Here is a 12,116-nt window from a genome sequence, read left to right on the forward strand (position 1 = left end):
GACACGCCCCTGATCCCCGGTGAGATCCTGCTGGGTGAGGGCGACATCGAGCTGAACCTGGGCCGTCCGGTCACCGTGCTGGCGGTGGTCAACGCCGCCGACCGGCCGATCCAGGTCGGGTCGCACTACCACTTCGCCGAGGCCAACCCGGGCCTGGCCTTCGACCGCGCGGCCGCCCATGGCAAGCGGTTGAACATCCCGGCCGGCACGGCCGTGCGCTTCGAGCCCGGCATCCCGGCCGAGGTCGAACTGATTCCGCTGGGCGGGCGCCGCGAGGTGCTGGGCCTGCGCGGCGAGACGAAGGGGAGCCTCGATGACTGACGCGACTGGCGCCAATGGCGCCAATGGCGCCAATGGTGCGTCCGCACCGCGCCCGGCCGCCGCGGCGGCGCTGACGCTGACCCGCCGCCGCTACGCGGACCTGTTCGGCCCGACCGCGGGGGACCGGATCCGACTGGCCGACACCGATCTGCTGATCGAGGTCGAGCAGGACCTGAGCGCGGGCGGCGACGAGGCGGTCTTCGGCGGCGGCAAGGTGATCCGCGAGTCCATGGGCCAGTCCCGGGTCTCCCGGGCCGAGGGCACCCCCGACACGGTGATCACCGGTGTGGTCGTGCTGGACCACTGGGGCATCGTCAAGGCCGATGTGGGCATCCGCGACGGGCGGATCGTGGCGCTGGGCAAGGCCGGGAACCCGGAGACCATGGACGGGGTCCACCCGGATCTGGTGATCGGCCCGGAGACCGAGGTGATCGCGGGCAACGGCAAGATCCTCACCGCCGGGGCCGTGGACGCGCACGTCCATCTGATCTGCCCGCAGATCTTCGAGGAGGCCCTGGCCAGCGGCGTCACCACGCTGCTGGGCGGCGGCACCGGACCGGCCGAGGGCAGCAAGGCCACCACGATCACCCCCGGCAGCTGGCATCTGGCCCGGATGTTCGCGGCGGCCGAGCAGTACCCGGTCAACTTCGGACTGCTGGGCAAGGGCAACACCGTCTCCACCGAGTCGATGCGGGCGCAGCTGCGGGCCGGCGCCCTGGGCTTCAAGATCCACGAGGACTGGGGTTCCACCCCGGCCGCGATCGACGCGTGCCTGCGGGTCTGCGAGGAGTCGGGAGCCCAACTCGCGATCCACACCGACACCCTGAACGAGGCCGGGTTCGTCCAGGACACCCTGGCCGCGATCGCCGGGCGCGGGGTGCACGCCTACCACACCGAGGGAGCCGGGGGCGGGCACGCGCCGGACATCATCACCGTGGTCAGCGAGCTCAACATCCTGCCCAGCTCGACCAATCCGACCCGTCCGCACACCCGCAACACGGTGGACGAGCACCTGGACATGCTGATGGTCTGTCACCACCTCAGCCCCAGCGTGCCCGAGGACCTCGCGTTCGCCGAGTCGCGGATCCGTCCCTCGACCATCGCCGCCGAGGACTTCCTGCACGACCTGGGTGCGATCTCCATCATCAGCTCCGACGCCCAGGCGATGGGCCGGGTCGGCGAGGTGATCATGCGTACCTGGCAGACCGCGCATGTGATGAAGCGCCGCCGGGGGTCCCTGCCCGGCGACGGGCGCGCGGACAACCAGCGCGCCCGGCGCTATGTGGCGAAGTACACCATCAACCCGGCTGTGGCGCAGGGGTTGGACGGCGAGATCGGCTCGGTCGAGACCGGGAAGCTGGCGGACCTGGTGCTGTGGAACCCGGCGTTCTTCGGCGTCAAGCCCGACCTGGTGATCAAGGGCGGGCAGATCGCCTGGGCCCAGATGGGCGACGCCAACGCCTCCATCCCCACCCCCCAGCCGGTGCTGCCGCGCCCCATGTTCGGCGCCATCGGCCGCGCCCCCGCCGCCAACTCGCTCAACTTCGTCACCCAGACGGCCCTGGACGACCACCTGCCCGAGCGGCTCGCGCAGGACCTGGGCATCGGCAAGACGTTCACCGCCATCCGGAACACCCGCGGTGTCACCAAGGACCACCTGTACGAGAACACGGCCAGGCCCGAGGTCACCGTCGAACCCGACACCTTCACGGTCCGCATCGACGGCGAGGTGGTGGAACCGCAGCCGGCGGCCGAACTGCCCATGGCCCAGCGCTATTTCCTGTTCTAGCCGATACCGGTTCCGGGTGCGTACATGATGAATCCAGCCCTCCTCGTCCTCGCCGACGGACGCTTCCCGGCCGGCGGCCACGCCCACTCCGGTGGCGCCGAGGCCGCCGTCAAGGCCGGACGCATCCATGACACCGCCACCCTGGCGGCGTTCTGCACCGGACGTCTGTACACCGCCGGACTCACCGCCGCCGCGCTCGCCGCGGCGGCGGCCGACGGCCGGATCGACCCGCTCGACCTGGACGGCGCCGCGGACGCCCGCATGCCCTCCCCGGCACTGCGGGCCGCCTCGCGCCGCCTGGGCCGGCAGATGGTCCGCGCCGCCCGCACGGTCTGGCCCGACCCCGCGCTGGAGCGGCTGGCCGCGGACCGTCCGCGCGGTGCGCACCAGCCCGTCGTGCTCGGCATCACCGCGGCAGCGGCAGGGCTCACCCCGGCCGACGCCGCATCAGCCGCGGCCTACGAGAGCGTCTCCGGGCCGGTCACCGCCTGCGTCCGACTGCTGGGGCTCGACCCCTTCCAGGCCACCGCCGTCCTGGCCCGGCTCGGTACCCAGCTCGCCGAGGTCTCGGCGCGTGCGGCCGAGGCGGCTGCCGAGGCCGCTGCGACGGGGGATCTAGATTTCCTGCCTGCGGCCTCGGCGCCGCTGCTGGACCTCTACGCCGAGCAGCACGCCGCCTGGGCCGTGCGCCTCTTCGCCTCCTGACACTTCTGATCTCTGCATTCTGCGTTCTGCGTTCTGCACAACAGAGGAGACCGATCATGCATCGCGACCACGACCTTCCCGCCGCTCTCCCCGGGGCCGAGCCCCTGCGCGCCGACGGCCACCGCCGCGCCCTGCGGATCGGCCTCGGCGGACCCGTCGGCTCCGGCAAGACCGCCACCGTCGCCGCACTGTGCCGGGTGCTGCGCGACGAACTCTCCCTGGCCGTCGTCACCAATGACATCTACACCACCGAGGACGCCGAGTTCCTGCTGCGCCACGCCGTCCTCCCGCCCGAGCGGATCACCGCCGTGGAGACCGGCTGCTGCCCGCACACCGCCATCCGCGACGACATCTCCGCCAACCTGGAGGCGGTCGAGGACCTGGAGGACGAGGTGGGGCCGCTGGACCTGGTGCTGGTCGAGAGCGGTGGCGACAACTTGACGGCGACTTTCAGCAAGGGGCTGGTCGACTACCAGATCTTCGTCATCGACGTCTCCGGCGGCGACAAGATCCCGCGCAAGGGCGGCCCCGGCGTCTCCACCTCCGACCTGCTGGTCATCAACAAGACCGATCTGGCCCCGCTGGTCGGCGCCGACCTGGGCGTGATGGACCGCGACGCCAAGGCGCAGCGCGGCGACCTGCCGGTCGTCTTCTGCTCGCTGGCGGCGGCCGACGGCGTCGCGCCGATCGCCGACTGGGTCCGGGGCCGGCTCGTCGAGTGGACCAAGTGAGCGGGGGGTCGTTGCTCGGGGCGCCTGTGCTCGGGGCGTCAGTGCTCGGGGCGTCTGCGCTCGGCTCGACCGTGCGGGCGGTGGCGCGGATCGTCGCCGAGCCGGACGGCCGCGGCGGCACCGCGCTGCCGTTGCTCACCGGGGACGGTCCGCTGGCGCTGCGGCGCACCTCCCACCCGGACGGCGGCGGCGCGGCCCAGGTGACGATCGTCGGCGCGATGGCCGCCCCGCTCGGCGGCGACAGGCTCCGGATCGAGGTCACCGTCGCGGCCGGGGCCCGGCTGCGGGTCACCAGCGCCGCCGCGACCGTCAGCCTCCCCGGCCGGATCCCGGCCCCCGCCCACTACGAGCTCGACCTGTCCGTGGCCGAAGGCGGAGAGCTGGAGTGGCTGCCGGAGCCGGTCATCGCCGCACAGGGCAGCGAGCTGCGGATGACGACCAGAGTGACGCTAGCGGCCGGCGCCCGGCTGCTGCTGCGGGAGGAGCAGGTCCTCGGCCGCAGCGGGGAGGCCGCGGGCCGCCTCACCGCCCGGCTGACGCTGCGTCACGACGGCCGGACGGCGCTGGACCAGCAGACCGACCTCGGCCCGGGGGCCCCGGGCTGGGACGGGCCGGCGGTGCTGGCCGGCCACCGGGCGGTCGGCCAACTGCTGCTCTGCGAACCGGCCCTGGCCGAACGGGCCGAACGGGCCGAACGGGCCGAACGCGCCGAACGGGCCGAACGCGCCGAGAAGCCGGCCACGGCCCGGTTCCTCGCCGAGGGCGAGGCGGAGGCCGCGCTGCTCCCGCTCGCCGGAGCCCCGGCGCTGCTGGTCACCGCCGCCGCCCCGGACGGCCTGCAACTGCGCAGGGTCATCGACGAGATGCTGTGACGGATAGGGTGCGGTGGTGAGCATCGAGATCGAGGAGTTCGAGCGGGTCCCGCGTCGCGCGGCCCGGATCCTGGTCCTGGACCCGGAGGGCGCGGTGTTCCTCCAACTCCACGACGACGTCGAGATCGGGCTGCACTGGGTGCTTCCCGGCGGCGGCCTGGACGAGGGCGAGGACGAACTCGCGGGCGCGCTACGGGAGACGGTAGAGGAGACCGGCTGGACGGACGTCGTCCCGGGTCCGCCTCTGTGGGTGTGGGAGCACGACTACACCCGGGCGGGCGTGCCCACCCGCCAGCGCGAGGTCATCTTCCTGGGCTCGGCCCCGCGCCGGGACCCGGTCGGCGATCTCGCCGAGTCCTTCGCCCACGACGGCATCATGACCTGCCGCTGGTGGACCCCGGACGAGCTCGCCGACTGCCCCGACCTGCTGTGGCCCCCGCAACTGGTCGAGCTGATGGCCGACCTCCGCCGCGAGGGGCCGCCGGCACACCCGACCGACCTGGGCTACGTCCCCAACAAGCCGCGCTGAGTGCCTGCTCCTGTCGCCGTACCTACGGGGATCTACAGAGCCTCGCCCATGGGGCCGAACTCCGGTTCCAGCGTCTCGGCCCAGTACGCGGCGAAGTCGGGTCGGCTGCCGTCCGCGTCGGTGAAGCCGTAGTCCTTGGACAGGTCCCAGGTGGCCAGCGCCCGGCCGCTCCGGGCCAGAATGTCGGGGTCGGCGGCGAGCGCGGCCACCGCGCGACCGAGGTAGGCGGGCGACTCGGACTGCGCGAAGTGCGGATCCTCCGCCGCGCCGTCGCGCCAGTTCGCCTCGGTCACCCCGAGCCCGTCCAGCATCGCCTCGGACCGCAGGAACCCGGGAGTGAGTGCGACGGCCGCGACACCGTAGGGGCGCAGCTCCGCCGCCTGCGCGACGGCGAGCCGGATCACCGAGGCCTTCGCCAGGTCGTAGAAGACCGAGCCGCGGTAGCGGGCGGAGTTCCCGTCGGTCACCTCGACGACCAGACCCCGGCGCCGCGCGACCATCAGCGGGAGCGCGTAGCGGCTGGTGATGATGTGGGTGTCCACGGCCCGCCGCAGCAGTCGGAAGCCCTGGTCGAGGTCCTGCTCCCAGATCGGATGCTCCCAGTCGCTGAGCGGGTCGCCACCCCACACGCAGTTCACCAGCACGTCGAGCCGGCCGTCCTGCTCGGCGGAGATCCGCTCGACCAGGGCGCGGACCTGGTCCGGCCGGCTGTGGTCGCAACGCACCGGGATACCGGCGCCTCCGGCGGCGGCGACCAGCTCAGCGGTCTCCTCGACGGTCTCCGGCCGGTCGAGATCCGACCGCCCCGCGGCGCTGCTCCTGCCGGACACGTACACGGTGGCTCCGGCAGCGCCGAGCTCGACGGCAATCCCACGCCCGCCACCCCGGGTCCCACCGGCGACGAGCGCGACCGCCCCGGTGAGGGGTTGGGTTGGGTTGGTCATCTCTCTCCTCTGGTTCGGGGTCCTATGGATCGTCGAGGCGTTTGGGGGGTGGGGTCAAGCTGGGTGGGCGGGGGAGGCGGGGCGGCATCCGTTGGTGGCGGGGCGGGGTGCGTTGTGCGGCCGAGCCCCCTTCCAGTGGCCGGGATTCCGGTGCGCGATTGCTCCCGCTGGCCGTCCGTCGCCTCCGTGGGGCACGTCGGTCGGTCCCGGGCTGGGGTGGCTCGCTCCGCTCGCTGGCCAACTGCGAGGGGCGGAGCGGGTGGTGGGGCGTGCGTCGCCGGGTGGCGGGCCGGGTGCCGGTGCTGCAGAAACCTTTCTTCGGGCCGGATTGCCCGTGCTGGGGGGAGTTACAACCATACTGGGGTGAATTACACCCATATATGGGTGCTGAGCCCCCCAGTGTGGTTGTAACTCTCCCCAGATGCCCCAATTGGGGGACGCACTCGCCCCGCCGCGCGCCCCTGGCGAGCGCTCCGCGCCGGACCGGGCCGCCCCGGCCCCTGTCGCGCGGCGGAGCCGCATCTTTCCGGGCGGAGCCCGGGAGACGGCGCCCAACTCGCCCCAGCACACGTTGCCGTTGCAGGGGCGGGGCGTCGGCGGCGAGGCCGTTCTGCACTTTGTTGCAGAAGGGTTGGTGGTCGGGCTACCGTGGGCCGACATCCCCGTGCGAGGAGGCTCGGTCGTGAGTGCGTATCCCCATCTGCTGAGGCCGTTGGACCTGGGCTTCGTCACGCTTCCCAATCGGGTGCTGATGGGGTCGATGCATGTGGGGCTGGAGGAGGCCGAGCGCGGGTTCGAGCGGATGGCTGAGTTCTATGCCGCGCGGGCTCGTGGCGGGGTGGGGTTGATGGTCACCGGGGGGATCTCGCCCAACGAGGAGGGGCGGCCGTGGTCCGGTGGGGCGAAGCTGACGACTGAGGCCGAGGCGGAGCAGCACCGGGTGGTCACCGACGCGGTGCACCGGGAGGGCAGTCGGATCGCGATGCAGATCCTGCACTTCGGCCGGTACGCCCACCATCCGGACCTCGTCGCGCCCAGCGCGCTGCAGGCGCCGATCAGCGCGTTCACGCCGCGTGCGCTCGGGGAGGACGAGGTCGAGCGGACCATTGAGGACTTCGTCCGTGCCGCCGAGTTGGCCAGGTTCGCCGGGTACGACGGTGTCGAGGTGATGGGCTCGGAGGGGTATCTGATCAATGAGTTCATCGCCGCCGGCACCAATCGGAGGACCGATCGCTGGGGCGGGAGCTACCGCGACCGGATCCGCTTTCCGGTCGAGATCGTGCGGCGGGTGCGTGAGCGGGTGGGGGCGGACTTCATCCTGATCTACCGGCTGTCGATGCTGGACCTGGTGCCCGGGGGATCGACGTTCGACGAGGTGGTCGAGCTGGCCAAGGAGGTCGAGGCGGCGGGGGCGACGCTGATCAACACCGGGATCGGCTGGCACGAGGCGCGTATTCCGACCATCGCCACGTCCGTGCCGCGCGGCGCGTTCGGGTGGGTGACGAAGAAGCTGATGGGGTCGGTCGGGATCCCGCTCGTCACCAGCAACCGGATCAACACCCCGGAGCTGGCCGAGCAGTTGCTCGCGGACGGGGCCGCCGACATGGTGTCGCTGGCGCGTCCGCTGCTCGCCGATCCCGAGTTCGTCGCCAAGGCGGCGCGGGGGCAGGCCGAGACGGTGAACACCTGCATCGGCTGCAACCAGGCCTGCCTGGACCACACCTTCAGCGGCAGGATCACCTCCTGCCTGGTCAACCCGCGGGCCTGCCACGAGACGGAGCTGGTGCTCACGCCGACCCGGACGCGCAAGCGCGTCGCCGTGGTCGGGGCCGGTCCCGCCGGACTGGCGTGCGCGGTGTCGGCGGCCGAGCGCGGGCACGCGGTCACGCTGTTCGACGCGGCGCAGGACATCGGCGGTCAGTTGAACACCGCCCGCCGGGTGCCCGGCAAGGAGGAGTTCGACGAGACCATCCGCTACTTCCGCAGCCAGCTGGCGCTGCGTCAGGTGGAGCTGCGGCTGGGCGCGGAGGTCGGGGTCGGGACGCTGCTGGAGGGCGGGTTCGAGGAGATCGTGCTGGCCACCGGGGTGCTGCCGAGGGTTCCGGAGATCCAGGGCGTGGACCACCCCAGCGTCGTGGGCTACCTGGACGTGCTGCGCGACGGCGTGCCGGTGGGGGAGCGGGTCGCGGTGCTGGGGGCGGGTGGCATCGGGTTCGACGTCGCCGAGTTCCTGACGCATGATCAGGACGGCGACTTCTACCGGGCTTGGGGCATCGACACCGGGTACGAGGAGCGCGGCGGGCTGCGGAGTCCCCGGCGCGGGACGGCGCCGCGGACCGTGCACCTGCTGCAGCGGAAGAGCAGCAAGGTGGGTGCGGGGCTGGGGAAGACCACCGGGTGGATCCACCGGACCGAGCTGAAGCACCGCGGCGCGGCCATGGTCGCCGGGGTGACCTATGAGCGGATCGACGACGAGGGCCTGCACCTGACGACGGCGGACGGCGAGCGGCAGGTGCTGGCGGTGGACACGGTGGTGCTGTGCACGGGGCAGGAGCCGCGCCGCGACCTGCATGCGGCGCTGCTCGCGGCCGGGGTCGAGGCGCATCTGATCGGCGGCGCGGACGTCGCCGCCGAGTTGGACGCAAAGCGGGCCATACTGCAGGGGACCACGCTTGCCGCCACCCTGTAGGAACCGGAAACAGAGCCTTCGCCGATGTCGCTGCCGCACGCCATCCTGACCGCCCTGCTGGAGCGGCCGTCCTCGGGTCTGGAACTGACCCGGCGGTTCGACCGGTCCATCGGCTACTTCTGGTCGGCCACGCACCAGCAGATCTACCGTGAGCTGGGGAAGTTGGAGCTGGGCGGGCTGATCGAGACGGTGCCGCAGCCGCCGTCGCGCGGGCAGCGCAAGGAGTACCGGGTGCTGCCTGCGGGCCGGTCCGAGCTGGTGCGCTGGGTGGCCGAGGGGCAGGACCCCAAGCCGGTCCGGGATCCGCTGCTGTTGCGGCTGCGCGCCGCGGCCGTCGTCGGGACGGCGGGTCTGGACGTCGAGCTGCAACGTCATCTGGTGGAGCACCGGCGGCAGTTGGTCGAATATCTGGAAATCGAGCGACGGGACTTTCCAGCGGACGGACCTGGCAGTGGTGAAGGCGACCGGTTGCACCACATGGTGCTGAAGGCCGGGATCGCCCTGGAGACCTTCTGGGTGGAGTGGCTGGCCGAGTCGATCGGCGAACTGGGAGGTGCGGACCCGAAGCCCGCCGTGACCCCGGAATCGTCGTAGGTCAGGGCAGGTCAGGTCGGTCGGCTGCGGCGCAGCGCCCTGCGCAGGACGTGCAGGGCGGACGGGACGGAGCGAACGGCGGCGGCCAGCGCCGGGAGCGGATCGTCCGCCGAGGTCCAGGCGAGCTCGTGTGCGCTCGGGTGGCGGGGCGGGGCCCAGCGGGGGTCGGCGGGCAGTTCGGCGGAGCGATGGCCGGCTCTGGCTGCCGCCCTGGCCGGCAGGTCGAGGATCTCGACGGTGAAGGCCCGGCCGTCCACCGGGGTTCCGTAGCCGGCCTCGCCGAGCCGGTCGTGGCGGGCGGTCAGGTCCAGGTGCAGGGAACGCGCCAGGTCGATGCCCCGGTCGGTCTGGAACAGCCGGAACTGCGCGCCCAGACGGGGGTTGAAGTCGAGCAGTTTGTGCCGGCCGTCGCGGCGGTCCAGGCGCCAGTCGAGGTCGCAGATGCCGCGGTAGCCGATGGCTCGGCAGAAGCGGGAGCTGAGCTCGGCCAGTTCGGGGTTGGCGACGCTGTAGGCGTACGCGGTGACGCCGCCGCGGGCCGGCCAGGCGCGCACCTTCACCCCGGTGAAGACCAGGTCCGCCGCGCCGTCGGGGTCGCTGCCGCAGTAGAGGTGGCAGATCCAGTCCTCGGAGTCGGCGGCCGGGATGTACTCCTGGAGCAGCACCCGGGGCAGCGTGTCGCCCCAGTGCCCGGCCAGCCGCTCCAGCGCCGCCGGGTCGTCCAGCACCGTGCTGGAGCCCACCGCGGGCAGGCTGAGCCGGTGGAAGGCGTCGGCGTTCTTGGCGACCAGAGGGAACGTCAGTTCCTTTGTTGCCAGCTCCAGTTCATCGAGCGATCGGGGAAGCCGGGAGCCGGGGGAGGGTACTCGGTGGGTGCTGCAGAGCTGGTGCAGTGACTGCTTGCCCGCCAGGGCCCTGGGCAGTTCGGGGGGCACGGTGGGGGCCGTCAGCACCCCGTCCAGCCGTTCCGCGTGCTCGGCGAGCAGGATGGCGGCCTCGTCGTCGGTGGGGAGGGCGACGGCGGGCCGGCCCTCGCGCTCGGCGATCCGGGTGGCGATCCGCGTCAGTCCGTCCAGCAGTTGTTCCGGGGGCTCTGCTCCGGTGGTGGGCCAGACGAAGCGTCCGCGCAGGTGTCGGGAGAGGGCGGCCGGGGTGCCGCGGTCCTCGGTGACGGCGTACACGGGGACGCCGACCCGCCCCAGGCTGCGGATGGCGCCGACGCCGCCGTGGTGCAGTGGATAACGGCCGATCTTCACTATCAGAATTGGTGTTCGAGTATCATAAACTCCGTCAGCGAACAGCGTTCTCGCCATGGCCCCCTGGTTCCCCTCAGTATCACGTGCCCCCCGAGGCGCGGATAGTCCGCTCGCGCCCCGGTCCATTGCAGCAATTTATTGGCTTTTGCGCAATCAGGTGCGTCGGGGGCGTTGGCAGAGAACCATATTCGTTGCAGGATGGATCGGCGACCACGGCTGGGCGGACCGAAGGACGGGACGACCGGGGAGGGTTGTGGCGCAGTACGGCTCAGGGGGGATTGTCAGTCATGGGCGGAAAGCCGACCATTGTTGTTATCGGTGCGGGTCCGTACGGCCTGGCCACGGCCGCTCACCTGGGCCGGCTGGGGCTGCCGGTCAGGGTCTTCGGCGGGGTGATGGACAGCTGGCGGTCCCGGATGCCGGCCGGGATGTACCTCAAGTCGACGCCGCAGGCGTCCAGCCTGTCCGCACCCGAGCCCGGCAACGGGCTGGGGGACTTCTGCCGGATCGAGGGGATGGAGCCGTTCGACGACTTCCACCCCATCCCGGTGGAGGACTTCGTCCGGTACGGGGAGTGGTTCCAGCGCCGGCTCGTGCCGGAGGTGGAGAGCACGCAGGTGGTGCGGGTGGACCCGCTGCCCAGGGGGTCCGGTGGGCTGTTCCCGCGGTTTCTGGTGGTCCTGGACAGCGGCGAGGAGGTGACCGCCTCCGCCGTGGTGGTGGCGAGCGGGCTGGTCGGCGCCGCCCATGTGCCGCGGCTGCTGCTGGAGCTGGCGGAGAAGGAGCCCGAGGTGTCCGGGCCGGTCTCGCACGCCTCGCAGCACGCGGACTTCGCTCGTTTCGCGGGGCGGCGGGTGGCCGTGGTGGGCGCCGGCCAGTCGGCGCTGGAGAGCGCCGCACTGCTGCGCGAGCGGGGCGCCGAGGTGACGCTGCTGGTCAGGGGCCGGCGCGTGGTCTGGGGCGGCCCGCCGCCGGCGGGCCGGTCGTTGGCCAAGCGGGTGGTCCAGCCGGACTCGCCGCTGGGCGAGGGGTGGTCGCATGTCGCGGTGAGCCGGCTGCCGTTGCAGTTCCGCCGGCTGCCCGCGGCCACCCGGCTCTGGGTGGTGAAGCAGGTGCTGGGCCCGTTCGGCTCCTGGTGGCTGAAGGACCGGGTGGACGGCCAGGTGCCTATCGCCACCGGCCGCCGGATCAAGTCGGCGCAGCTCAGCGGTGGCGAGGTGGTGCTGAGCCTGGAGACGCCGGTGGCCGCAGCCACCCGCTCCGCGGCGGCCGGGCCCTATGACCGGACCCTGGTGGTCGACCATGTGCTCGCGGCCACCGGCTACCGTCCGGACGTGGACCGGCTGGACTGGCTCGCGCCGGAGCTCCGGCATCAGGTGCGCCGGGTGCCCGGCAGTGCCTCGCCCGACCTCGACCCCTGGTTCCGCTCCAGCGTGGCCGGGCTGCGCTTCACCGGTCTGGCCGCCGCGCCGAGCTTCGGCCCGCTGATGCGCTTCGTCGCGGGGACGGAATTCGCAGCCCCCAGGCTCGCTGTCGGGTTGTCCTGAACATGTTCTGACGCCATGTCAGCGCCTTGGAATCCTGAATTCCCGATGTGAACGTGATCGAAAGAAGTCGTAAAGGGCCAATGGTGAGCATGTTTTCGGCCCCCGGCCAAAATATGCCCTGACTTATGAGTAATGACTA

The 12,116-nt window shown here is 72.2% G+C and carries 11 protein-coding genes; 9 read left to right on the forward strand and 2 right to left on the reverse strand.

Annotated elements, in window-relative coordinates:
• Positions 1–9: 9 nt before the first annotated feature.
• From ABH941_RS34175 to ABH941_RS34200, 6 genes are all read left to right on the forward strand, one after another.
• Positions 10–321 (forward strand): urease subunit beta, encoded by a 312-nt coding sequence (locus tag ABH941_RS34175; RefSeq protein WP_370133699.1) that lies wholly within the window; start codon positions 10–12, stop codon positions 319–321.
• A complete protein-coding gene (locus ABH941_RS34180; RefSeq protein WP_370133587.1) occupies positions 314–2,110 on the forward strand; it encodes an urease subunit alpha in 1,797 nt (598 codons plus the stop codon). Before ABH941_RS34175 ends, ABH941_RS34180 begins: the two co-directional genes overlap by 8 nt.
• Positions 2,111–2,134: 24 nt before the next feature.
• A complete protein-coding gene (locus ABH941_RS34185; protein ID WP_370133590.1) occupies positions 2,135–2,815 on the forward strand; it encodes an urease accessory protein UreF in 681 nt (226 codons plus the stop codon).
• Between the two features lie 56 nt (positions 2,816–2,871).
• Entirely contained in the window at positions 2,872–3,546 is a 675-nt protein-coding gene (gene ureG, locus ABH941_RS34190; protein ID WP_370133592.1) for an urease accessory protein UreG, read from the forward strand.
• Positions 3,547–3,617: 71 nt separating this feature from the next.
• Entirely contained in the window at positions 3,618–4,418 is an 801-nt protein-coding gene (locus ABH941_RS34195) for an urease accessory protein UreD (RefSeq protein WP_370133702.1), read from the forward strand.
• 16 nt (positions 4,419–4,434) lie between these two features.
• The gene (locus ABH941_RS34200; protein WP_370133594.1) at positions 4,435–4,947 is read left to right on the forward strand and encodes an NUDIX domain-containing protein; all 513 of its coding nucleotides are present in this window, start codon (positions 4,435–4,437) and stop codon (positions 4,945–4,947) included.
• Positions 4,948–4,979: 32 nt separating this feature from the next.
• On the opposite strand, the gene ABH941_RS34205 is transcribed toward ABH941_RS34200, so the two are convergent.
• A complete protein-coding gene (locus ABH941_RS34205; protein ID WP_370133596.1) occupies positions 4,980–5,891 on the reverse strand; it encodes an SDR family oxidoreductase in 912 nt (303 codons plus the stop codon).
• Positions 5,892–6,573: 682 nt separating this feature from the next.
• On the opposite strand from ABH941_RS34205, the gene ABH941_RS34210 reads away from it, so the two are divergent.
• Both ABH941_RS34210 and ABH941_RS34215 read left to right on the forward strand, forming a co-directional pair.
• Entirely contained in the window at positions 6,574–8,580 is a 2,007-nt protein-coding gene (locus tag ABH941_RS34210) for an FAD-dependent oxidoreductase (protein ID WP_370133599.1), read from the forward strand.
• A 24-nt stretch (positions 8,581–8,604) separates the two neighbouring features.
• Positions 8,605–9,174: a PadR family transcriptional regulator gene (locus tag ABH941_RS34215; RefSeq protein ID WP_370133601.1), complete on the forward strand. Its 570-nt coding sequence runs from the start codon at positions 8,605–8,607 to the stop codon at positions 9,172–9,174.
• 11 nt (positions 9,175–9,185) lie between these two features.
• On the opposite strand, the gene ABH941_RS34220 is transcribed toward ABH941_RS34215, so the two are convergent.
• Positions 9,186–10,430: an ATP-grasp domain-containing protein gene (locus ABH941_RS34220; protein WP_370133604.1), complete on the reverse strand. Its 1,245-nt coding sequence runs from the start codon at positions 10,428–10,430 to the stop codon at positions 9,186–9,188.
• A gap of 287 nt (positions 10,431–10,717) precedes the next feature.
• Here ABH941_RS34220 and ABH941_RS34225 point away from each other — a divergent pair, with 287 nt between their 5' ends.
• The gene (locus tag ABH941_RS34225; protein ID WP_370133606.1) at positions 10,718–11,977 is read left to right on the forward strand and encodes an FAD-dependent oxidoreductase; all 1,260 of its coding nucleotides are present in this window, start codon (positions 10,718–10,720) and stop codon (positions 11,975–11,977) included.
• Positions 11,978–12,116: the final 139 nt, after the last annotated feature.

Origin of the sequence: Streptacidiphilus sp. EB103A (assembly GCF_041261405.1) — a bacterium.
Classification (GTDB): Bacteria; Actinomycetota; Actinomycetes; order Streptomycetales; family Streptomycetaceae; genus Streptacidiphilus.